Genomic DNA, 22,975 nt, shown 5'->3' on the forward strand with positions numbered 1-22,975 from the left:
ATGCAGCTTGATGTTCATGAACCTGTTCCCGGATGAATTGCTGAAGAAGCTCCCTGGCGGCTAGCAGAGGATAACTCTTATAGGCGATTTGATCATCCGGGACCCTACACATATCGATTACCAGGCCTTTTGCCTTCCTTTGGGACTAACACTACAGTAATAGAGGGAAAAAACTTTACAGCTTTTGTAGAGTTTTGGAGATAGTTAGCTACTATTTCATCTACTCGCGAGTGAGATATATTACGCTGTATCAGTTGATGCATTCCCCATAGTTCGTCTCCTCGCAAGTCATCAACAAGCATTATATCTTTATTTTTTTTAACATTTGCCACCTCTGTGGCCCCTGACATAACATAAACTTTATGCAAAGCATTATATTTCTGCTCCGAAAAAGTACAATAATAAGCGCTGGATTCTTTTTTTTGTTTAAAAGAATCTAGAGGCATTTTGAAATCCATATTAAACTCCCATTTTTTTATTTAGGGGCGGAAAGGCCGCCCAGAAAACAGCTTGTTCAAGAAATCTGCATGCATCTTCTATCACGGCGTCTATCTGCTCTGAATCAATCAGCAAGCCATCCATAAGGAAGGCTCTTACGTCAATATATTTTATCAAGCAGTTTTTAAAATTAAAGCTAGCCATTGCATCATTACCAGCAGCCAATCTCAGAAATTTCCTTTTGAAATCTTCACTTTTTGACTCATCAAGTAGCCTTCTCTTAACTCCCTCTTTACCACACGCTTTTCCCACATATAGAGGTGCTGAAAAAACCGTCGCCACTGCTGACAACTCTATGACATAACGATCATCTAGATTATCTACATGATAACTTTGCTGCGGCAAAGGTTGCTTAAATACCTCGGTTGAGTATCTTTTCCCTTTTAGCAACTCTCTACCTGCAGATTTACAAATGGCTGAATAGTGCAAATAAGTTTTTTCATCTATGGGCGGAGAAATTTTACTCGGTGGTGGCGCATACCAACCGTACACCCCCTGACAATCATCTGAGACGGCATCTAATTCGCGAGGAGTGGTAAAATATATGTATCTGCTGACTGTATCAGACGTGATTTTTGGAGATATATTCATAGCGTACTCTGACACATTTTTAGACAAGCATAAAAAAAGCCTGCCGAATAATCAAACGGCAGGCTTTCAAAAAATAGACTAATTTACGGCTTCATCTCTTCGAAGAACTTCTTCACGCTGTCGAAGAAGCCGGTCTTCTTCGGTGAGTGGCTGTGGCTGTTGCTGCCATCGAAGCTCTCTTGCAGCTGGCGAAGCAGGTCTTTCTGCTCGTCGTTGAGGTTGACGGGCGTTTCCAGCACTACCTTGCACAGCAGGTCGCCGGGGGCGCCGCCACGAACGGGCTTCACGCCTTTGCCGCGCAGGCGGAAGAGCTTGCCGGTTTGGGTTTCCGGCGGGATCTTCAGCTTCACGCGCCCATCCAGCGTCGGCACTTCCAGCTCGCCTCCCAGCGCGGCGTCCACGAAATTGATCGGCACGTCGCACTGCAGGTGTTTGCCGTCGCGGCGGAAGATATGGTGAGGCTTGATGGACACCTGTACGTACAGGTCGCCCGCTGGGCCGCCATTCACGCCGCTTTCGCCTTCGCCATTGAGGCGAATGCGATCACCGGTATCGACACCCGGCGGAATTTTCACCGAGAGAGTGCGGGTTTCGCGTACACGCCCTTCGCCATTACATTTGTGGCACGGCACTTTGATGTGCTGGCCGCTGCCATGACACGTGGGGCAGGTCTGCTGAACCGCAAAGAAGCCCTGCTGCATGCGTACCTGGCCATGGCCGTGGCACGTGGGGCAGCTTTCCTTGGAGGAACCTGGCTCGGCACCGTCACCGTCACAGCGGTCACATTCGATATGGCGCGGAACGCGAATATCCACCGTGGTACCGGCCACGGCGCTTTCGAGGTCCAGCTCCAGGTTGTAGCGCAGGTCGGACCCTCGCGCAGGCGCATTGGGGCCCCGCCGACGGCCACCGCCACCCCCGAAGATGTCGCCGAACACATCGCCAAAAATGTCGCCAAAATCACCGGCTCCGCCGCCGAAGCCGCCGCCACCAAAGCCACCGCCCTGGCCATCCACACCGGCATGACCAAACTGGTCATAGGCGGCGCGCTTTTCGCCGTCGCTCAAGACTTCGTAGGCTTCAGACACCTCGCGGAATTTTTCCGCTGCGGTGTTATCGTCCGGGTTTCGATCAGGGTGGAATTTTTGCGCCAGACGGCGATAGGCCTTTTTGATCTCTTTCTGATCGGCCCCTTTTTCGACACCCAGGACTTCGTAATAATCGCGCTTGGACATGGGTCCTACGCCTCCTGGTTAGCTACGCACTATTGGCGTCTCGGCCGCGGAAACAGCAACGCGGGAGTTGCCTCCCGCGTCACCGCTTTCCTTGGCAGAAAGAGGTGGGTTACTGCTTCTTCTGCTCGTCGTTGACTTCTTCGTACTCGGCGTCAACCACGTCGTCGTCCTGCTTGGCGTTGGTGCTTTCCGCGCCTTCTGCGCCTGCCTGCTGGGCAGCGTCTGCCTGCTCGGCGTACATCTTCTGCGCCAGTTGGCCAGAGGCTTCGGTCAGCGCATCCAGTTTCTTCTGGATGTTGTCCTGGTCATCGGTCTTGACCGCTTCTTCCAGTTCGGCGATGGCCGTCTCGATGGCTTGTTTCTCGTCATCGGTGGCCTTATCTCCCGCTTCCTGCACGGTCTTGCGGGTGGCGTGAATCATGCCGTCCGCCTGGTTGCGCAGTTGCACCAGCGCTTCGAACTTCTTGTCTTCGTCGGCGTGGGCTTCGGCGTCGCGAACCATCTGCTCGATCTCTTCGTCCGTCAGGCCGCTGGACGCCTTGATCACGATGGACTGCTCTTTGCCCGTCGCCTTGTCCTTGGCCGATACGTTCAGGATACCGTTGGCATCCAGATCGAAGGCCACTTCGATTTGCGGTACGCCACGCGGTGCCGGCGGAATGTCGGAGAGGTCGAAACGACCCAGCGACTTGTTCTGCGACACTTGCTTGCGCTCGCCCTGCACGACGTGAATGGTCACCGCCGTCTGGTTGTCATCCGCCGTCGAGAAGGTTTGAGTCTTCTTGGTGGGGATGGTGGTGTTCTTGTCGATCAGCGGCGTCATGACGCCACCCATGGTTTCGATACCCAGGGTCAACGGCGTGACGTCCAGCAGCAGTACGTCTTTGACGTCGCCGCCCAGTACGCCACCCTGAATCGCGGCGCCTACGGCGACGGCTTCATCGGGGTTGACGTCTTTACGGGCTTCTTTACCGAAGAAGTCTGCCGCTTTCTTCTGAACCATCGGCATGCGGGTCTGGCCACCGACCAGAATCACTTCGTCGATTTCAGACGCGGACAGGCCAGCATCTTTCAGCGCCGTTTTGCACGGCTCGAGAGAGCGCTGCACCAGGTCTTCTACCAGAGACTCCAGCTTGGCACGAGTCACCTTGACGTTCAGGTGTTTCGGGCCTGTGTTGTCTGCCGTGATGTACGGCAGGTTGACGTCGGTCTGCTGAGCGCTGGAAAGCTCGATCTTGGCTTTCTCGGCGGCTTCCTTCAGGCGCTGCATGGCCAGGTTGTCGCCCGACAGATCAATGCCGCTGTCGGTTTTAAACTGGTCGACCAGGTAGTTGATCAGCGCCAGGTCGAAATCTTCACCGCCCAGGAAGGTGTCACCGTTGGTGGCCAGTACTTCGAACTGGGTTTCACCGTCAACGTCGGCGACTTCGATGATGGAGATATCGAAGGTACCGCCGCCCAGGTCGTAGACCGCGATGGTCTTGTCACCACGCGACTTGTCCATGCCGTAGGCAAGCGCTGCGGCAGTCGGCTCGTTGATGATGCGCTTGACGTCCAGACCGGCAATACGGCCCGCATCCTTGGTGGCCTGACGCTGGCTGTCGTTGAAGTAGGCCGGTACGGTGATGACCGCTTCGGTCACCGGCTCGCCGAGGTAGTCTTCGGCGGTCTTCTTCATCTTCTTCAGCACTTCGGCGCTGACCTGCGGGGGAGCCATCTTCTTGCCTTTGACTTCTACCCACGCGTCACCGTTGTCGGCTTCGGCAATCTTGTACGGCACCATCTTGATGTCTTTTTGAACGACGTCGTCCTTGAAACGACGACCGATCAGACGCTTGATGGCGTAAAGGGTGTTTTCCGGGTTGGTCACGGCCTGACGCTTGGCCGCCTGACCTACCAGGGTTTCGCCGTCATCGGTGTAGGCAATGATGGAAGGCGTGGTACGACCGCCTTCGGCGTTTTCAATGACTTTAGCGCTGTCACCATCGAGCACGGCAACACAAGAGTTTGTGGTGCCCAGGTCGATACCAATAATGCGTCCCATAGCAAAAACCTCGAATTCGGTTGAAACAAAAAACTAGTGGTTTACGCCGTCAAAACTGTTTAAGGCGTTTGCGAGCATTCTCGCGGGTTGCCCTTTATTTGGGGGCCGGCTGGCGCATTTCAAGGGCTTTTTTTCTGCAATGCGTCATCGGATTAACCGGCTTTCTGGCTGACCACCACCATCGCGGGACGCACCAGACGGCCATTCAGGGAGTAGCCCTTCTGCATGACGTCCATTACCGTGTTGGGCTCCAGCTCGGGATTGGGCACCATGGCCATGGCTTCATGCATTTGCGGGTCGAAGGGCTCGCCCTGGGGCTCGATGCTTTCGACGCCAAACTTGGCCAGCACGTCCAGCTGCATTTTCAGGGTCATGGAGACGCCTTCACGATGCACGTCGGAAGCGTCTTGCTGCATGCTTTCCAGGGCTTTCTCCAGGCTGTCCACCACGGGCAGCAGCTCCTTGACGAACTTCTCCAGCGCAAACTTGCGCGCCTTTTCGGCCTCTTGCTCGGCGCGACGGCGCACGTTCTGTGCTTCAGCGGCGGCGCGCAGGGCCTGGTCCTTGGCCTGGGCCAGGCTCTGCTCCAGCTCTTCTACCCGGGCGGCCAGCACGTCGGCTTCAGGGTTACCTATGTTTGCGTCCGCCACCGGCTCGTCGTCGATCAGCCCTTCCAGCTCACCTTCTACCAGGCGCTCTTCTGCCGTTGGCTCCGTGACTTCGGCTTCCTGCTCCTGACGCGCCAGCTCTTCATCCAACGGGGTTTGCGGTTCTTTAGCCATGCCTTGCTCCTGAAATACGTAGCGGTGCCGTTGGCGGCCACCTGAGTTGATTCGCGGAATTTAGACCACCGATAAAAGCTATATGGGGGCCATCAAAGCCATCTCAAGAGGGGCATTGAAGTGAGTTATCGACTACTGTATAAAACAACAATTATTGGATAAGTATCCAGCACTCGGGATGCACCGCCTCAGGAGGCCTCATGCTGACACAGCTAGCGATCCAGGATTACGCGATTGTTGACCGCCTTGAACTCGACCTCAGTCGTGGCATGACCGCCATCACGGGGGAAACCGGGGCGGGTAAATCCATACTGCTGGGCGCGCTGGGGCTCTGTCTGGGCGAGCGCGCCGACGCAGGCAGCGTGCGCCACGGCTGCGAGCGCACCGACCTTTCCGCCCGCTTCGACATTCAACACCTGCCCGCCGCCATCGAGTGGCTGCAGGCCCGGGAACTGCCTACCGACGAGTGCCTGTTACGCCGCGTCGTTACCGCCAGCGGGCGCTCCAAAGCATGGATCAACGGCCACCCGGCCACCATTGCCGACCTGAAATCGCTGGGTGAACAGCTGATTCAAATTCATGGCCAGCACGCCCACCAGGCGCTCATGCGCGAAGAAACCCACCTGGCGCTACTGGATGACTACGCCGGGCTTGGTGAGCGCAGCCAAAAGTTGGCCGAGACTTACCGTGAATGGCGCAATGCCCGTCGTCGGTTGAAAAAGCTCGGTGAAGAGGGCAGCGAGGTAGAGGCCAAGCGCCAGCTACTGCGCTATCAGGTGGAAGAGCTCGACCAGCTGGGCCTCGCCGAAGGCGAACTGCAAACCCTGGAAGAAGAGCAGCACACGCTGGCCCACGCGGAAGAGACCCTGCGAGAAACCCAGTTTGCCGCCGACTGCTGTGAAAGCGATGAGGGCGGTGCGCTGTCGTTGCTGAACCAGGCCTACGCGCACTTGAGCGCCCTGCCCGGCAGCGACAAGGGTACGCTGGCCAACACCCTGGCCATGCTCAGCGATGCACGCATTCAGGTAGAAGAAGCCGCCAGCGAGCTGCAGCGCCTGGCCAGCACCACCGAACTGGACCCCGAGCGCCTGGCCTGGGTCGAGGAGCGCATGGGCGACGTGCACCGCATTGCGCGCAAGCACCATGTCGCCCCGGAGGAAATCTGCGCTCTGCATGCCCAGCTACGCCAGGAAGTGGCGCAACTGGAAGCCAGCGATGATGATCTGGAGGCCCTGAGCAGCCAGGTGGCCGACTACCGTGAGCGCTACCGCAACGATGCCAAGCTGCTCAGTGACGCTCGCCAAAAGGCGGCGGTGCGGCTGGGCAAGGAAGTCCAGCAGCAGCTGGCTTTTCTGGCCATGGGCAAAGCGCGCTTCGATGTCGACGTTACCCCTCGCGACACGCCCACCCCAGCAGGGCTGGATCACGTCCAGTTCCTGATCAGCGCCAACCCTGGCCAGCCTGCGCGCCCACTGGCGAAAGTGGCATCCGGCGGTGAACTGTCGCGTATCAGTTTGGCCATTCAGGTCGTGGCGGCCTCGCACTCCACCATTCCCAGCCTGGTCTTCGATGAAGTGGACGTGGGTATTTCCGGTGCGACGGCCGAAATCGTCGGCCAGCTGCTGCGCAAGCTGGGCGAAAACGGCCAGGTGATGACCGTGACCCACCTGCCGCAGGTGGCCGCCCAGGCGCATCAGCATCTGCACATCGAAAAACGCGCCAAACGCGATACCACCTTGACCCACATGGCACTGCTGGACGAGCGAGGCCGCATCAGCGAACTGGCCCGCATGCTGGGCGGGGTTACGCTTTCCGACCAGACCCTGGCCCATGCACGTGAGATGCTGCACGCCAGCCAGCGCCCTCCTCACTAAGCACAACCAAACTCAACCAAACTCAACCAAACTCATACCGAGCACTGCCTACAAAAACGCCCCTGAGGCGCCAGATGAACTGCTCTGGCACCCCAAGGGCGTTTTCATGTGGCAGCGGACTACTTGCGGTTCGTGGGGCCGCTGTCCTGGCGCGTGACGTCCGACCCACGGGGGCGTACGTACAGCACCAGAGCGTGGTCCACTAGCTCGTAGCCGTGCTCTTCGGCGATCTCTTGCTGGCGACGCTCGATGATGTCATCGACAAACTCGATAATTTCACCGCTTTCCAGACACACCATGTGGTCATGGTGGTCTTCTTGGGTCATCTCGAAGACCGCATGGCCACCGTCGAAATTGTGACGAATCACAAGGCCTGCCGACTCGAACTGAGTCAGCACGCGGTAGACGGTCGCCAGACCAACATCCTCGCCCGCATCAATCAGTGTTTTATACACTTCTTCTGCGCTAAGGTGGTGTTGGCCCGAAGCATTTTCGAGAATCTGCAGGATCTTGACGCGCGGCAGGGTCACTTTCAGCCCGGCTTTGCGTAGTTCATGGTTCTGATCGGCCATGGTTGCTCTTCGCAGTAACAGGTTAGGTCGGGTATCATCGACCGAAACCACGATAGTGAAGAACAGGCTCAAATGCAAAAATTGACTCGTATCATTACTCTTTCCGTTGCCCTGACCGTCGTTAGCGGCTGCAGTTACGTCGGCGTGTACAAGCGCGACATCCCCCAGGGCAACCTGGTCACCCAGGAGATGGTCAGCCAGCTCCAGCCGGGCATGACCCAGGAACAGGTCACCTATGTGATGGGCAGGCCGCTGCTGGAAGCCCCCTTCGATGCCCGCCAGTGGGACTACGTATACCGCCTCGATAAAGCGTACGGGGGCGTGGAACAGCGTCGCGTCACGCTCACCTTCGATAACGCTGGCCGACTGGTGAACGTCGAGCAGCAAGGCGACCTGTCTGGCGACCTGCCGGTCAGCTCTGACCGTGGCGTGGGGCCTGCCGTCGAAGGCACTGACCCAATGGACAGCATGCAGCCAACCCAGCAGGCCCCCACGCCTGAGACCGCCCCCGAGCCCCAGCCAGTACCGATTGCTCAGTAACGGCTACTGGCCGCTGGCCTGACGTTTGGCCCGCTCCAGGCGGGCCGCCTTGGGGTCGATCTGCAGCGGCCGGTAGACTTCTACCCGGTCGCCTTCGCGCAGCTGCTCTTTATCGGGGTGGCGCAACGCCTTGCCGAAGATGCCCAGCGGCGCCTGTTCGAAGGTCTCGGCGGGCAGTTCCTGAAACAGGCTGGGCAGGTCGGCCATGGCAACGGCTGCTCTGGCAGTGGTGCCGCTGGGTACCTTCAGCGCGACGATACGCTGCTTGTGAGGCAGCGCGAAGGCCACCTCGACGGCAATGTCATCAACGGCCATACAGTTCGTTGGCGCGCTTGGTGAAGGCATCGACCAGTTGCCCGGCGATTTGTTGAAACAGCTTGCCAAACGCCATGCTTAGTAATCGATTGGCGAAAACGAACTCCATTTCCAGACTGACCTTGCAAGCATCATCCCCCATGGGGATGAACAGCCAGCGGCCTTTGAGCTGCTTGAAGGGCCCTTTGACCAGCGAAAGCTCGATCCGCTCGGGAGCGTGCAGGTCGTTGCGCGTAGTGATAGTTTGCTCGACCCCCGCCCGGCCCAGGGTCATTTCTCCGACCAGATGTAGCTCGTCTCTCTCCAGCAAACGCGCGCGGCGGCATCCCGGCAGGAACTCGGGATAGCGTTCGAAGTCATTGACCAGGTCGAACATTTGCTGGGGGGTATGGCGCACCAAAGCGGTACGATTGACGGTTGGCATTGACCTCTCCGCTGACTTCACAGTGCCCAAAGCGTATCATGGGAAATTATAGTTACAGACCTTGAATGGTATCACGCCTCCCCGCATAACGAAGGGGGTGCGCACGACAGATCAACGATGAGGTTCCATGGCCACTAAAAAAGGTAACAGCAAGGGCCCCGGCAGCAGCGTGATTGCCCAGAACAAGAAGGCGCGATTTGAATACCATATCGACGAAACCTTCGAAGCAGGCCTGGCACTGGCAGGCTGGGAAGTCAAAAGCATGCGCGCCGGAAAAGCCCAGCTCACCGACACCTATATTTTGATTCGCAACGGCGAAGCATACCTGCTGGGCAGCCATGTGACGCCACTGAATACGGCCAGCACCCACGAAATAGCCGACCCCACCCGCACCCGGAAACTGCTGTTGCACCGCAAGGAGATCGCCAAGATCTTCTCGGTCACGCAGGACAAGGGCCACACTTGTGTACCGCTCAAGCTGTACTGGAAGCGCAACAAGGTGAAGTGCGAGCTGGCGCTGGTGACGGGCAAGAAGATCCATGACAAGCGCGCCACCGAGAAGGACCGCGACTGGAATCGCCAGAAAGGCCGAATTATGCGGGAACATAACAAGGCATAACTGGTCAATTGGACACGAGCACGTTAGAATGCGGCTCTGAATAAGGGGGCGACATGGTTTCGACGCCGGTGACAAACCCTGCGGTGCATGCCGAGAGCGTGATGTATCTCGTAAATACCACATCACGAAAAATAGTCGCAAACGACGAAAACTACGCTCAAGGCGCGCTGGCAGCTTAAACCCTGCTAGCTTCTTGTCTGGCCCCAATGTGATGTGCCTATTCATCACGGCGGGGATATGAGCTAAAGCTGATAGGACCGCGGTTGGTGGTGTCTTCTCGCCAACCGTCAAACTTTAGAAGGCTCGCGTGGCTGAATCCTGATCGTCGGAGTCAGACACGTTAAAGCAAATGACGAAATCTAAGCATGTAGAGCCAATGGGCGCGTGCTGGCGGACGCGGGTTCAATTCCCGCCGCCTCCACCAGACACCCCTTCGAATCAAGCACCCTCGGGTGCTTTTTTCGTTTCTGGGCGCATGAGAATGCGTTTATTTAAAGCGGTGCCCTTAGCAGCCCACTCCAGCGGCGGCCTACCGCTAATTTAGCTTGGAGCAAATCGGAGCTGGTCGAGCTGGATTGGGGAGGTAACAGCTGTCGGCAAAAGCGCTGCCGAATCACTCGGGCAGCCAAAGGCGAAGCAAAAACCACCAATACTTCGGCAGGCACACATACCATTGACCTGCTCCCACGCGCTTTGGAAGCACTGAAAGCGCAGAAGACACCTAGCTATCTACACCCCAGCGGCCGCGTGTGTCTCACCCCCCGCACAGGCGAACCATGGACCGGCGATCAAGCGATACGCAAAACACTATGGGCCCACGCATTAAAGCGCGCCGACGTCCGGTACCGCCGCCCGTATCAAACCCGCCACACCTACGCATCCATGATGCGCTGGCGTGGGTATCCAAGCAGATGGGGCATACCAGCGTAGTGACCACGGCGCGGATATACGCGGGATGGATACCGACTACGAACAGCCAAGCGGGCATGCTGGCTAACGAGAAATTTTCGGTCAAACATAACGCGACGCAGCTTGCAAGACGAGAAGCTTGCATTTATGCTGCGCATCCTCCATTAATAGTGGAGAAGCTCTAAGCTAGAGCATCTGGAGGTAGCTATCATGCTTAACGAAGAAAAAGTTGCGCAAATTGCAGCCTACTTCACATGGCGGCGTGGTGGACAAATGTCTTATTTGAAGCTGATGAAGCTGATGTATCTGGCAGATCGTGCTTCGATGGAAAAATATGACGAACCATTAAGCCATGACGCTTGGTTCTCAATGGACAAAGGCCCTGTGCTTTCCTCTGTGCTTGAACTAATGCAAGGAGGTAGTCGTACAGGTGAATGGGAAAAATGGATCGCAGAAGGCTCTGTGCGTCATGAAGTTGCCCTTGCTCAAAGTGATTGCACTCGAGAAGCCTTTGACGAATTGAGTGACGCAGACATTGAATTGCTGGACTCTGTATGGAACGATTACGGCTCAATGACTCGCTGGCAGCTTGTAGATTTCACCCACGAATATTGCTCCGAGTGGGTTGATCCAAACAAGTCAGCACGACCAATCCCCCCTCAGGACGTCTACAAGGCATTAGGGAAAACCCCTGAAGAAGCTGAACAGCTAACAGCTGAAATTTTTCAGCGCCGCCAGCTTCACGCCGTAATGGATCGTCTCAGATGACAGGGTATTGTCCTTTTCGCAAGGGGACTCTCCTGATACTTTCAGGCCCTGTCAACCATCTACACATAGTGATGAATGACCCCGTGTACTATCCCGAAAGGGGCTACCACGGGGTTTTGCTTGTTAACATCTCTACTGTCAGAGATGAGCGCAAGTTTGACAGCACATGCCTATTCCACCCCGGTGAGCATCCGTTCGTGAACCAGCAAAGCTATGTGGTCTATAGTGAGGCTGTTGTCAAAAATGCTGAAGATATCTCCCAATTTGTCAACATGGGTGAATTCACACCAAGAGCGCCTATTTCAGATCACCTTTATGAACGTACCTTGGCAGGTTTTCACACCTCTCCCAGGGTCAAACCCAAGATTAAGCGTTTCATTAAAAATTACATGCAGCTTGAATGAGTTAAACTCCCATAGTCATCATCTAGTCAGTTTTCTTTGTAAGCCTATGATATTAATAATAAGAGCGCGGGTTCAATTCCCGCCGCCTCCACCAGACACCCCTACGAATCAAGCACCCTCGGGTGCTTTTTTCGTTTCTGGGCGCGGTGAAAGCGCCCAGAAACCATGGCGTTACGACACCAGCAGCCACTCGATCAGCCGGTGGTAGACCGGGATGCCCAGCATCACGTTGAGCGGGAACGTGATGCCCAGCGAGGCCAGCATGGCGAGGCCGATGTTGGCTTCAGGGATGGCGGCCCGCATGGCGGCCGGGGCCGCGATGTACGAGGCGCTGGCGGCCAGGGCCGCGAGAATCACCACCGAACCAATCGGCAGGCCAACCAGCGCTCCCACGGCAATCCCCATCAGCGACAACACCATGGGCGTGACCAGCGCAAAGGTCACCAACCGCCAGTGATGCCAGGGCATTGGTCGCAGCGTTTGGGCGGCAGTAAGACCCATTTCGAGCAGGAACAGGGCCAACACGCCCTTGAAGGCACCGGTAAACAGATTGGTGACTTCTTCGCCCTGGAAGGGGCCGTAAAGCGCACCGATGACGACACCGCCCGCCAGCAGGATGACCCCACGGTTCGTGAGCGTTTCATGCCACAGTTTGCTGGTACTTTCCTTGACGGCTGCGCCCTGGTAACGCCGGTACAGGGCAATGGCGATCATGATGGCGGGTAGCTCCATGGCCACCAGATAGAGGGTGACCTCGCTACCCACGGCCAACTGGCGCGCCTCCACATACGCCAGTGCCACAGCGAAGGTACCTGCGCTCACCGAACCGTAGTGGGCGGCAATGCTGGCACTGTCCGCAGGCGATAGGCGTACCAACCGCCTGAGCACGGGCATCAGCATCAAGGGAATGACCGCAGACAGCAGCGCTACGCCCATCAGTTCGGGCACCAGCCCCCAGTGCAGGTTGCCATGCAGCGCCATGCCCCCCTTGAGGCCAATGGTCAGCATCAGCAACAGGCTCAGCGTGTCGTAGGTGGCCTTGGGAACCTGAAGGTCGGACTTGACCGCGCCAGCCAACAGTCCAAGTAGAAAAAACATGACCACTATATCGGGCATCGCCGCTGCTCCATCGGATGAAAGTGGCCGCATTTTGCGATGTACACGGCAAGACAACTAATCATATATTGAATGCTCGGCATAGATGATTTTCTATACCCTGATTTTGACCTTCGATTTGACCTTCGTATAAAGGCTGTCTTCGTGAATATCCGCCATTTAACCTTTCGTCTGTTGCAAGTGTATGTCGCCGTGGTGCGCCATGGCTCGATCAGCGAGGCCGCCCGGCAGCTGCACCTGACACAACCCACCGTGTCGCAGCAGTTGAAGCGGCTGAGCGAGGCCATTGGCAGCCCGCTGCTGGAGCATCACTCTCAAGGGCTGACCATGACCGCCACGGGCCAGGCGCTTTATCAGGCCAGCCGTGACGTATTGGGGCGCTTCGATGATTTCGCGGACCAGCTCAGCGATTTGCAATATGGCAGCAAGGGGCGCTTCAGCATTGCCCTGGTGAACACGGCGCAATACGTGCTGCCGCGCCTGCTGGGCCCGTTCAGCCATGCGTTTCCCGATGTGGACGTCACCGTCAATATCGGCAATCGACGGCAGGTCCTGGCCCGCTTCGAGCGGCGCGAAGACGACTTGTATATCTTCAGCCACCCCCCTGCCCTGGCCCACGCCGTAGCGGCCCGCTTCATGCGCAACCCGCTGGTGGCCATTGCCGCCGCCCATCATCCGCTGGCCAGCCAGCCAAACGTAACCATGGAGCAACTGCTCGGCGAGCGCCTGCTGCTCCGCGAGCCCGGCTCGGCATCGCGCATGCTGCTGGAAAGCTGGCTACAGGAGCATGGCCTGACCATGCGCAAGACCCTGCAAATGGCCAGTAACGAAGCCATTCGCGTGGGCGTGGCCGCCGACATGGGGGTAGCGGTATTGTCGGAGCACGTGCTGCCCAACGAGCACTCCGAACTGGCCGTACTTTCCATCGCTGGCTTGCCCATCGAAAGCCATTGGCAGTTCATCGTGCGCAACGACCAGCGTCTACCACCCGCCGCACAGCGCTTTCTACACTATGTGCATGAGCATCTGAGCCAGTGGATCGAGCCACGCTTCGTATGCAACGAATTAGGGCTTTTACTGGAGGCCTACCCCACCTTCCCGGTGCGCGAGTGAGCCATCAAGCAAGGACGTTGCAACCCTTTTCAATCCCGCTATGTTGACAACATGAGGTCTGATACCAAGTCGGGCCATTGAATAAGGAAGCGACACCATGCTGTATGGGCTGAGCCTGCTGGCAGGGATTGGGTTACTGTTTCTGGGCGGTGAAGCGCTCATTCGTGGAGCCGTCGCCAGCGCCCAACGCATGGGAGTTTCTCCGTTATTGACCGGGCTGGTAGTGGTGGGTTTTGGTACCTCCGCGCCCGAGCTGGTGGTGTCGATGGACGCAGCGCTTCGTCAACAGCCGGATATTGCCGTGGGCAATATCGTGGGCAGCAACATCGGCAACATCTTGCTGATTCTGGGCTTGTGTGCCGCCATCTGCCCCATGACCGTACAACCATTGGCACTGCGCCGGGATGGCGTCGTCGTCGTGGCGGCCAGCGTGCTGTTCATCGTGCTCTCATGGGGGGGAGCATTGGGGGTATGGCAGGCCTTGCTGCTGCTGGCCTCATTGGCCGCTTACCTGGTGTGGGCCTATCGTACCGAGCGCAGTGTGCCGCAACCTGCCGGTGAAATGCACAGCGCTGAAGCCGAAGAAGTGTCGGCGGTCCCCACGTCTACCGGCATGATCGTCACGGCGCTGGTCGTGGGGCTAGGCATGCTGATTGGTGGCTCGCAGCTGCTGCTATACGGCGCCATCGGGCTGGCGCAGGCCGTGGGTATTTCGCAAGCGGTGATTGGCTTGACCATTGTCGCGGTGGGCACCTCACTACCGGAAATGGCGGTATCGGTCATTGCAGCCCTGCGCCGCCATGCCGACGTTGCCGTTGGCAACATCCTGGGCAGCAATATCTTTAACGTGCTGGGCATACTAGGCATTTCCGCCCTGCTGCAACCCCTGCCCATCGCCGCGCGCGTCGGTCAGTTCGACCAGTGGGTCATGCTGGGTTCGGCAAGCCTGTTGCTGCTGTTCCTGTATACCGGCATGCGCCTTTCACGCGGAGAAGGGGCGGCGCTGCTGGCGGGATATGGCGCTTATATTGCCCTGAGCTTCACGGTCTTCTAACGCAACGCTTCCGGCAGCTCGATGTTGGCCTCGTCGTAGTAGCGCAGCGCACCGGGGTGCAGGTCCACCGGCAGGTGGGCCAGCAGTTCAGCGGTCACACTGCCCCACCAGGGTGATGTCTCCGTTAACGCGGCCTGCTGCTCCCAGAATGTCTTGGTCAACCGGTAGGCCACGTCTTCATCCATGTGCACCGTGGCAAGCGCGAAGACTGGCGACGACGTGGTCACCACCCGCTTGTCGATGCCGGGGTACGTGCCACCGGGAATGATCTGGCGCACGGCGCCTGTGCGCTCGACCTGTTCATCGGTCAAACTGATCATGTAGACGTGACTGGCCAACCCCTGCGAACCCTTCCACTTGACATCAACGATAGGAATGCTCAGGATAAATTTTTATTTTCAATTGAACGTTCAAAAAAAATCCTTGGTAATGGTTTGGGTGATTTTCACGCTGCCTGACACGGCTAGTGTCATGAAACCCGTGTAACCTATGTGCCATTGTCACCTTCATGAGATGGCTGCATCACAGCCCTGACACTTTATGCCCCAACTCACCTTGCACGGCGCGACTTACGATATCGATGCCATTTTGTTCGACAAGGATGGCACGCTGCTCAATTTCGGCGACCTCTGGATTGGTTGGTTCGACCAGCTGGTCACGACCCTTAACCAAAGCCTTCCCGAGGCACACGCGCTATCGCACCAAGCGCTCTACCCTAGGGTAGGCATCGATCCTGAGCAGCGCCTGTGGGACCCCACCGGCCCGTTGACCATTGGCTCATTGGACGATATTGCCACCATCGTCTCGCTTAGCCTGTTCGAGGCGGGCGTCGCCTGGAATGACGCTACTCAGCTATCCCACGATGCCATCGCCCGCCTGGCCGACACGCTGGACTGGCCCAACTGCGTGACCCCCGTAAAGGGCCTGATGAACTTCGTAGCGCAGGCACGACAGGCGGGGATTGCGCTGGCGGTGGTCACCTCCGATGACGCCCACAATGCGCATTTGCATCTAAAGCTGCTCTCGCTGGCCGATGCGTTTTCTGCTGTGTTGGGGCATGATCAAGTGTCGCGCGGCAAGCCCTACCCGGAGATGGCGCTACTCGCCTGCGAACAGCTGGGCACGGCACCGCAACGTACGCTGATCATCGGCGACTCCAATGGCGACATGGCCATGGGTCAGGCCGCCGGTCTGTTGGGCGGTATCGGTATCTGCGCCGCTCCTCACCTGGACGGCTCCCACCTTACCCACGCGGATCACGTGATTCGTGACTATGACGAGTTGACTATCGCACGGCCTCATCATTAATCCATCAAGGGAACACACCATGCATCCAACACTCGAGTCTCTCACCCAGCAAGCAAAACGCGGCCAGCTGTCGCGCCGCGACTTCATGCGTCGCGCCATGGCTCTGGGCATTGCCGCGCCCTTTGCTGGCTCGCTGCTCTCCAGCCAGGTATTGGCCAGCACGGGCACTCCTCAACGCGGCGGTATTCTGCGCGCCGGTATGCAAGGCGGGGAGTCGACGGACAGCCTTGACCCAGCCAGCTGGACCAGCCAGGTGCAGCACTCCTTCGGGCAGTCCTGGGGGGAAGCCTTGACCAATGTTTCACCAGAAGGCGAGCTGGTACCCCGCCTTGCGGAAAGCATTGACTCTTCCTCGGATGCCAAGACCTGGGTCTTCAAGCTGCGCCGTGGCGTGCTGTTCCACGATGGCCAGGAGATGACCGCCGACGACGTCGTGGCCACGCTGGAACGCCATTCGGACGAGAGCTCGCAGTCCGGTGCGCTGGGCATCATGCGCGGCATCGAGTCGATTCGCGCCACGGATACCTACGAAGTCACCATCGTCACGCTGGAGCCCAATGCCGACCTGCCGTTTTTGCTTTCCGATTACCACCTGATGATTCAGCCGGGCGGTGGCAAGCAGGACCCAGCCGCAGGCATCGGCACCGGCCCCTACAAAGTGGTGGAGTTCCAGCCCGGCGTGCGCCAGATCGCCGAGCGTTTCGATGGTTACTGGAACCCGGACGAGTACGGCTTCGCCGACCAGATCGAGATCACCATCATCAACGACCCGACGGCGCGCATCTCGGCGCTGCAGAGCGGTCAGGTGCACATGATCAACCGGGTCGAGCCGCGGGTGGTGGACATGGTGCAGCGCCTGCCCAACATCGTGATCAACAACACTTCCGGGCGTGCTCAGTATGTCTTCCCCATGCACTGCGACACGGCGCCGTTCGATAACAACGACCTGCGACTGGCCCTGAAGTACGCCATCAACCGCGAAGACATGGTCGAGCGTATCCTGCGCGGGTATGGCAGCGTGGGCAACGATTTCCCCATCAACGCCGCTTACCCGCTGTTTCCCGACAGCATTCCCCAGCGGGAATTCGACCCCGAGCGGGCCAGCTATCACTACAAGAAATCCGGCCACGACAGCCCCATCGTGCTGCGCACCTCCGACGTGGCCTTTCCCGGTGCCGTGGATGCCGCACAGCTGTTTCAGCAGAGCTGCGCCCAGGCGGGCATCAACATGGAAGTCCGCCGCGAGCCCAGCGACGGCTACTGGTCGGAAGTGTGGAACAAGCAGCCCTTCTGCGCCTCCTACTGGAGCGGCCGCCCCACCCAGGACCAGATGTACTCCACAGCGTACATTTCCAGCGCCGACTGGAACGACACCCGCTTCTTCCGCGAGGACTTCGATGCCCTGGCCCGCGAAGCACGCGGCGAGCTGGATACAGACCGCCGCAGCGAGCTGTACCACGACATGGCCATGATCGTCCGCGACGAAGGCGGATTGATTCTGCCCATGTTCAATGACTACATCGAGGCCACTCTGGACAACGTGGGCGGCTGGTCAGCCAACCCGATGGGCGAAATGATGGCAGGCTTTGCGCTTTCGAAGTGCTGGTTGACGTCATAACCCGGAAGGCTGCCATGAACTCTTTTGTCCTTAAACTGATTGCCCAGCGCTTGGCGCTGGGCCTCTTGCTCCTGCTGGCCGTGTCGGTGCTGATTTTCGCGGGCACCGAGATGCTGCCCGGCGACGTGGCCCAGTCGATTCTGGGGCAAAGCGCCACGCCCCAGGCCGTCGACAACCTGCGCAGGGAACTGGGCCTCGACCAGCCCGCCTGGTCACGCTACATTGACTGGCTGGGCGGCATTCTGCAAGGCGATCTGGGCACGGCCCTGTCCAACCGTCAGGATATCGCCCAGTCTCTTTGGGGCCGCGCAGGCAACACGCTGTTCCTGGCCTTCTGGACAGCGATCGTTGCAGTGCCGCTGGCCATCCTGCTGGGGCTGGTCGCCGTGCGCTACCAGAGCCGCTGGCCGGACCGGGTGATTTCCGGCTCCACGCTGACCGCTATTTCCCTGCCGGAATTCTTTATCGGCTACCTGCTGATCTACCTGTTCGCCGTCCAGCTCAACTGGTTTCCCAGCGTCTCCACGGTGCATGGCGGCATGAGCCTGGGTGAACGCCTGCACGCCATCGCACTGCCTGCGGCCACGTTAACGCTGGTGATTCTGGCCCACATGATGCGCATGACTCGGGCCGCCATTCTCAACGTCATGCAGTCACCCTATATCGAAACCGCCGAACTCAAGGGGCTGGGCTCGTTTCGCATCATTGTCCGCCACGCGTTTCCCAACGCCATCGCGCCGGTGGTCAACGTGGTGATGCTGAACCTCGCCTTCCTGATCGTCGGCGTGGTGGTGGTCGAGGTGATTTTTGTCTACCCAGGCATGGGGCAGTACTTGATCGACCACGTCTCGAAGCGCGATGTCCCGGTGGTCCAGGCGGTGGGACTGATCTTTGCGGCGGTGTACATCGGACTCAATATGCTGGCCGACATCATTGCCATCCTGACCAACCCACGCCTGCGTCATCCCAAATGACCGGCTGCTTGCCAGGCCACAGTGACCAGACAGGAACGTAACACCATGTCGAAACCCTTAACGCTGCTGAAGCGCATGCCCGTGACCGCGCTGGTCGGGCTGCTGCTGACCTTCAGCTTCTTGATCATGGCGATATTCGCCCCTTGGCTGGCGCCCTACAGCATGTCCGAGAGCGTCGGCGACATGTGGATGGGCCCGTCTGCCGAGTTTTTGCTGGGCACCGACAACCTGGGCCGCGACTTACTCTCGCGGCTGATCTACGGTGCCCGTACGACCATTACCATTGCCGCCCTGGCCACGGCGCTGGCCTTTTCGATTGGCTCGGTGCTGGGCATTCTGGCGGCCGTCTATGGCGGCTGGATAGACCAGCTGATTTCCCGAGGGGTCGATATCGTGATGTCGATTCCCACACTGATCTTTGCGCTGGTGATCCTGTCGGTCATGCCCAGCACCCTTCTCATGTTGATTCTGATCATGGGGGTGCTGGACTCCACGCGCGTGTTTCGTATCTCCCGCGCCGTGGCGGTCAACATCAACGTGATGGATTACGTGGAAGCCGCACGGCTACGCGGTGAAGGCAAACGCTGGATCGTCTTTCGCGAGATTCTGCCCAATGCGCTGACGCCCCTGGTGGCCGAGCTGGGCCTGCGGTTCATTTTTGCCGTGCTGTTCTTATCGTCGCTGTCGTTTCTGGGCCTGGGGGTACAGCCTCCGGAAGCCGACTGGGGCAGCATGGTGCGCGAAAACCGACAGGGCATCGTGTTCGGCGTTCCCGCCGCCCTGATTCCCGCCGCCGCCATTGCCGTGCTGGCGATTTCGGTCAATCTGGTGGCCGACTGGATCCTGCGCCACACCACCGACCTGAAAGGAGGCCGCAGTGGCTGATACGCTGTTGACGATTCGCAACCTGACCATCGATGCCACGGCCTACCCGCCCGGCGAGCCGCCCCAGGAGATCAACATCGTCAAAGGGGTCGACCTGACGCTGGAGCGCGGCAAGGTGCTGGGGCTGATCGGCGAATCCGGGGCAGGCAAGTCCACCATCGGACTCTCGCCGGCTGGCTATGGCCGGGGCGGCATACGCCTGGACGGCGAAGTCTGGGTCAACGGCCGCAACATTCTCGACGGCTCGCCCAAGGCGCTGCGCCAGCTGCGCGGCAAAGAAGTGTGCTACGTGGCCCAGTCGGCCGCCGCCGCGTTCAACCCTGCCCATACGCTGATGGAACAGGTCATCGAGACCACCCTGCTCCACGGCCTGGCCAGCCGCAAGGAAGCCGAAGCGCGCGCCGTGGAGCTGTTCCGCCAACTGGGCCTTCCTGACCCGGAACACTTTGGCAGCCGCTACCCGCATCAGGTCTCCGGCGGCCAGCTGCAGCGGGCCATGACGGCCATGGCGCTGTGCCCCGAGCCCGACCTTATCATTTTCGATGAGCCGACCACCGCACTGGATGTGACGACCCAGATCGACGTTCTGGCCGCCATCAAGCATGCCATCAGCAAGACGGGAGTGGGCGCGCTGTATATCACCCACGACCTGGCCGTGGTGGCCCAAGTGGCGGACGACATCATGGTGCTGCGTCACGGCGCCATGGTGGAGTACGGCCCGACGCGGCAGATCATCGAGGCCCCTCAAGAGCCCTACACCCAGGCGCTGGTCTCGGTGCGCTCCATCGATCATGCCGCCAAGACGCCGGAAGAAACGCCGGTTCTGGCCATCGAGCAGGTCAGCGCCGCCTACAGCAACAGCGCAGGCAACGTGCTTCACGAGGTCAGCATGGCGGTCAGCCCTGGCCAGACGCTGGCCATCGTCGGGGAGTCCGGGTCGGGCAAATCGACCCTGGCTCGGGTGATCACCGGCCTGCTGCCGCCCAACCAGGGGCAGGTCAGCTTCCAGTCCCGGGCCCTGCCCAACACCCTGGGCGAGCGCGGCAAGGAGACGCTGCGTGAACTGCAGATGATCTACCAGATGGCCGATGTGGCCATGAACCCACGCCACACGGTGGAAACCATCATTGGCCGACCGCTGACGTTCTATTTCGGCCTGAAAGGCAAGGCGCGACGCCAGCGGGTCGTCGAACTGCTCGACGAGATCGAGCTGGGAGAAAGCTTCATCGACCGCTACCCCGCCGAGCTGTCCGGGGGGCAGAAACAGCGGGTCTGCATTGCCCGCGCCCTGGCGGCCAAACCCAAGCTGATCATCTGCGATGAAGTGACCAGCGCCCTCGACCCCTTGGTGGCCGACGGCATTCTCAAGCTGCTGCTGCGCCTGCAGGAAAGAGAGAACGTGGCGTATCTGTTCATTACCCACGACCTGGCCACCGTAAAAGCCATCGCCGACAGTATCGCGGTGATGCACCAGGGCAAGGTCGTCCGCTACGGACAGCGTGATGAGGTGCTCGCCCCGCCCTTCGACGACTACACCCAGACGCTGCTGGCGTCGGTGCCGCAAATGAAGCTGGGCTGGCTGGAAGAGGCCATGGCTACCCGCTAACGCGGGTTGCGCCGCTCACGTTTGCCCGTGGGCGAGTGAGTGGCGCAGGCCAGTCTTTACTCATGACACTGTTATGAGTGCTTTACTATTAGCGAAACGGATAATTTCAAAAAAAAGACGTAATCGCTTACGCCCTGTCGCTTTTCATTCGGTTTTATTCCGTATTGCAATGCAATATAGCTTGTTAAACTGGCGTGGCTTATTAACCCCTTTCTTCTCATCATTATAAGGATAAACACGCCATGTTGACGTTGCATCATGACCCTGGCCAGCCCCGATGGACTCGTGGCTGGCTTTTTTTGTTAGCGGCTTTGCTGCTACTGGCAAGCCCGGCCGCCTTCGCGGTGACCGGTGAGATCGACTTGACCAGTTCTGCCATTGGCTTTTTTGCCGTAACCATCTTCGTGCTGGCCTACGCGTTGGTCATGGCCGAAGAGAAGATCCACATGCGCAAGTCCAAGCCCGTGCTGGTGGCAGCAGGGGTGATATGGGGACTCATTGGCTGGGTGTACGTCCAGAACGGCATGTCGGAAACGTCGGAGTATGCGTTTCGGGTGACACTGCTGGAGTTCACCGAGCTAATGCTGTTCCTGCTGGTCGCCATGACCTATATCAACGCCATGGAAGAGCGCCGCGTCTTTGATGCACTGCGCTCATGGATGCTGCGCAAAGGCTTTAATTACCGCACGCTATTCTGGCTGACGGGTGGTTTAGCCTTTGTACTTTCGCCTATTGCCGACAACTTGACCACGGCACTTCTGATGTGTGCCGTTATTACTAAAGTGGCAGAAGGCGATAAACGCTTTATCAACTTGGCGTGTATCAATATCGTGGTGGCTGCCAATGCAGGGGGCGCTTTTAGTCCCTTCGGCGATATCACCACGCTGATGGTCTGGCAGGCGGGTCTGATTCAGTTTCAGGAATTCTTCATCCTGTTCATTCCCTCGCTGATCAACTTCCTGGTACCGGCCGTCATCATGAGCCTGTTCATCAAGAACCAGAAGCCCAACAGCGTCTATGAAGACGTGCAGCTCAAGCGCGGTGCCCGACGCATCATTGCGCTGTTCTTGTTCACCATTGCCACTGCCGTCGCGTGCCATACGCTGCTCCATCTGCCGCCGGTATTGGGCATGATGACGGGGCTTGGGTACCTGCAGTTCTTTGGCTACTACCTGCGCAAGAGCCTGCCTCGCTCGCTGGAGCGCAAGCGCGAGCGCTATAGCCGCCTGGGCGACAACAAAAAGCTGGAGCAGCTGGGTGGCGTGGTGCCCTTCGACGTCTTCAACCGTGTGGCCCGCGCCGAGTGGGATACGCTGCTGTTCTTCTACGGGGTGGTCATGTGCGTGGGCGGGCTGGGCTTCATGGGTTACCTGGGGCTGCTCTCGGACGCGCTATATACCAACTGGGACGCCACCTGGGCGAATATCACGTTAGGCGTGGTCTCGGCGGTGGTGGATAACATCCCGGTGATGTTCGCCGTACTCACCATGCAGCCGGACATGTCACACGGCCATTGGCTGCTGATGACGCTGACGGCTGGGGTCGGGGGTAGCCTGCTGTCGATTGGCTCGGCCGCTGGCGTGGCCGTCATGGGTCAGGCGCGCGGCTATTACACCTTCATGGGCCACCTGCGCTGGGCACCGGTCATTTTGCTGGGCTACATCGCCAGTATTATCGCCCACCTGTGGCTCAACGCAGGTAGCTTTTCGATATACGGCTGAGCGCT

General features: G+C 58.7%; 23 protein-coding genes and 1 other RNA gene. 14 read left to right on the forward strand and 10 right to left on the reverse strand.

Going from position 1 to position 22,975, the window contains the following annotated elements:
* Positions 1-104: 104 nt before the first annotated feature.
* From CWI66_RS18055 to grpE, 5 genes are all read right to left on the reverse strand, one after another.
* Positions 105-458, reverse strand: a complete 354-nt coding sequence (locus CWI66_RS18055) for a hypothetical protein (protein WP_157808978.1) — start codon at positions 456-458, stop codon at positions 105-107.
* 1 nt (position 459) lies between these two features.
* The gene (locus CWI66_RS18060) at positions 460-1,089 is read right to left on the reverse strand and encodes a hypothetical protein (protein ID WP_152607595.1); all 630 of its coding nucleotides are present in this window, start codon (positions 1,087-1,089) and stop codon (positions 460-462) included.
* A gap of 83 nt (positions 1,090-1,172) precedes the next feature.
* A complete protein-coding gene (gene dnaJ / locus CWI66_RS13495) occupies positions 1,173-2,324 on the reverse strand; it encodes a molecular chaperone DnaJ (protein WP_100731963.1) in 1,152 nt (383 codons plus the stop codon).
* Between the two features lie 109 nt (positions 2,325-2,433).
* Entirely contained in the window at positions 2,434-4,368 is a 1,935-nt protein-coding gene (gene dnaK, locus CWI66_RS13500; RefSeq protein ID WP_016915908.1) for a molecular chaperone DnaK, read from the reverse strand.
* Positions 4,369-4,520: 152 nt separating this feature from the next.
* Positions 4,521-5,150 carry a nucleotide exchange factor GrpE gene (gene grpE / locus CWI66_RS13505; protein WP_081193535.1) on the reverse strand — a complete coding sequence of 210 codons (630 nt, stop codon included), beginning with the start codon at positions 5,148-5,150 and terminating at the stop codon, positions 4,521-4,523.
* 200 nt (positions 5,151-5,350) lie between these two features.
* Between grpE and recN the strand changes: the two genes are divergently transcribed.
* On the forward strand, positions 5,351-7,024 hold the full coding sequence (gene recN, locus CWI66_RS13510; protein ID WP_100731964.1) for a DNA repair protein RecN: 1,674 nt from the start codon (positions 5,351-5,353) through the stop codon (positions 7,022-7,024).
* Between the two features lie 119 nt (positions 7,025-7,143).
* Here the strand turns inward: recN and fur are convergent, their stop codons facing one another.
* Entirely contained in the window at positions 7,144-7,596 is a 453-nt protein-coding gene (gene fur / locus CWI66_RS13515) for a ferric iron uptake transcriptional regulator (protein ID WP_016915905.1), read from the reverse strand.
* Between the two features lie 72 nt (positions 7,597-7,668).
* Between fur and CWI66_RS13520 the strand changes: the two genes are divergently transcribed.
* Positions 7,669-8,136, forward strand: coding sequence for an outer membrane protein assembly factor BamE (locus CWI66_RS13520; RefSeq protein WP_100731965.1), 468 nt, complete (start codon positions 7,669-7,671; stop codon positions 8,134-8,136).
* Positions 8,137-8,139: 3 nt separating this feature from the next.
* Here CWI66_RS13520 and CWI66_RS13525 read toward each other — a convergent pair whose 3' ends face one another.
* Positions 8,140-8,451: an RnfH family protein gene (locus CWI66_RS13525; RefSeq protein WP_100731966.1), complete on the reverse strand. Its 312-nt coding sequence runs from the start codon at positions 8,449-8,451 to the stop codon at positions 8,140-8,142.
* On the reverse strand, positions 8,441-8,875 hold the full coding sequence (locus tag CWI66_RS13530) for a type II toxin-antitoxin system RatA family toxin (RefSeq protein WP_016915902.1): 435 nt from the start codon (positions 8,873-8,875) through the stop codon (positions 8,441-8,443). The genes CWI66_RS13525 and CWI66_RS13530 overlap by 11 nt, the downstream gene beginning before the upstream one ends.
* Positions 8,876-9,002: 127 nt before the next feature.
* Here CWI66_RS13530 and smpB point away from each other — a divergent pair, with 127 nt between their 5' ends.
* The 4 genes from smpB to CWI66_RS13555 all read left to right on the forward strand — a co-directional run bounded on the left by smpB (position 9,003) and on the right by CWI66_RS13555 (position 11,575).
* Positions 9,003-9,494: an SsrA-binding protein SmpB gene (gene smpB / locus CWI66_RS13535; RefSeq protein WP_016915901.1), complete on the forward strand. Its 492-nt coding sequence runs from the start codon at positions 9,003-9,005 to the stop codon at positions 9,492-9,494.
* A gap of 44 nt (positions 9,495-9,538) precedes the next feature.
* Positions 9,539-9,918, forward strand: a transfer-messenger RNA (tmRNA) gene (ssrA, locus tag CWI66_RS13540).
* Between the two features lie 695 nt (positions 9,919-10,613).
* Positions 10,614-11,171 carry a Panacea domain-containing protein gene (locus CWI66_RS13550; protein WP_016915900.1) on the forward strand — a complete coding sequence of 186 codons (558 nt, stop codon included), beginning with the start codon at positions 10,614-10,616 and terminating at the stop codon, positions 11,169-11,171.
* An 83-nt stretch (positions 11,172-11,254) separates the two neighbouring features.
* The gene (locus CWI66_RS13555; protein ID WP_157808979.1) at positions 11,255-11,575 is read left to right on the forward strand and encodes a hypothetical protein; all 321 of its coding nucleotides are present in this window, start codon (positions 11,255-11,257) and stop codon (positions 11,573-11,575) included.
* A gap of 171 nt (positions 11,576-11,746) precedes the next feature.
* On the opposite strand, the gene CWI66_RS13560 is transcribed toward CWI66_RS13555, so the two are convergent.
* Positions 11,747-12,691: a sodium-dependent bicarbonate transport family permease gene (locus tag CWI66_RS13560; RefSeq protein ID WP_016915898.1), complete on the reverse strand. Its 945-nt coding sequence runs from the start codon at positions 12,689-12,691 to the stop codon at positions 11,747-11,749.
* Between the two features lie 144 nt (positions 12,692-12,835).
* Between CWI66_RS13560 and CWI66_RS13565 the strand changes: the two genes are divergently transcribed.
* Together CWI66_RS13565 and CWI66_RS13570 are read left to right on the forward strand one after the other, a co-directional pair.
* Positions 12,836-13,804 (forward strand): LysR family transcriptional regulator, encoded by a 969-nt coding sequence (locus CWI66_RS13565; protein WP_100731968.1) that lies wholly within the window; start codon positions 12,836-12,838, stop codon positions 13,802-13,804.
* Positions 13,805-13,901: 97 nt separating this feature from the next.
* Positions 13,902-14,858 (forward strand): calcium/sodium antiporter, encoded by a 957-nt coding sequence (locus tag CWI66_RS13570; RefSeq protein ID WP_100731969.1) that lies wholly within the window; start codon positions 13,902-13,904, stop codon positions 14,856-14,858.
* Here the strand turns inward: CWI66_RS13570 and CWI66_RS13575 are convergent.
* On the reverse strand, positions 14,855-15,178 hold the full coding sequence (locus CWI66_RS13575) for a TAXI family TRAP transporter solute-binding subunit (protein ID WP_100731970.1): 324 nt from the start codon (positions 15,176-15,178) through the stop codon (positions 14,855-14,857). The two genes, CWI66_RS13570 and CWI66_RS13575, sit on opposite strands and share 4 nt — an antisense overlap.
* Before the next feature lie 220 nt (positions 15,179-15,398).
* Here CWI66_RS13575 and CWI66_RS13580 point away from each other — a divergent pair, with 220 nt between their 5' ends.
* The 6 genes from CWI66_RS13580 (at position 15,399) to nhaD (ending at position 22,970) form a co-directional block, all read left to right on the forward strand.
* Positions 15,399-16,166, forward strand: coding sequence for an HAD family hydrolase (locus CWI66_RS13580; protein WP_100731971.1), 768 nt, complete (start codon positions 15,399-15,401; stop codon positions 16,164-16,166).
* 19 nt (positions 16,167-16,185) lie between these two features.
* Positions 16,186-17,784 carry an ABC transporter substrate-binding protein gene (locus CWI66_RS13585; protein WP_016915893.1) on the forward strand — a complete coding sequence of 533 codons (1,599 nt, stop codon included), beginning with the start codon at positions 16,186-16,188 and terminating at the stop codon, positions 17,782-17,784.
* Between the two features lie 14 nt (positions 17,785-17,798).
* Complete coding sequence (locus tag CWI66_RS13590; RefSeq protein ID WP_100731972.1) at positions 17,799-18,758, forward strand: ABC transporter permease; 960 nt, start codon at positions 17,799-17,801, stop codon at positions 18,756-18,758.
* A gap of 45 nt (positions 18,759-18,803) precedes the next feature.
* On the forward strand, positions 18,804-19,643 hold the full coding sequence (locus CWI66_RS13595; RefSeq protein ID WP_100731973.1) for an ABC transporter permease: 840 nt from the start codon (positions 18,804-18,806) through the stop codon (positions 19,641-19,643).
* Positions 19,636-21,249, forward strand: a complete 1,614-nt coding sequence (locus tag CWI66_RS13600; RefSeq protein ID WP_100731974.1) for an ABC transporter ATP-binding protein — start codon at positions 19,636-19,638, stop codon at positions 21,247-21,249. Before CWI66_RS13595 ends, CWI66_RS13600 begins: the two co-directional genes overlap by 8 nt.
* A gap of 242 nt (positions 21,250-21,491) precedes the next feature.
* On the forward strand, positions 21,492-22,970 hold the full coding sequence (nhaD, locus tag CWI66_RS13605; protein ID WP_100731975.1) for a sodium:proton antiporter NhaD: 1,479 nt from the start codon (positions 21,492-21,494) through the stop codon (positions 22,968-22,970).
* Positions 22,971-22,975 lie beyond the last annotated feature (5 nt).

Source organism: Halomonas sp. 141, assembly GCF_002810305.1.
Taxonomy (GTDB): Bacteria; Pseudomonadota; Gammaproteobacteria; order Pseudomonadales; family Halomonadaceae; genus Vreelandella; species Vreelandella stevensii.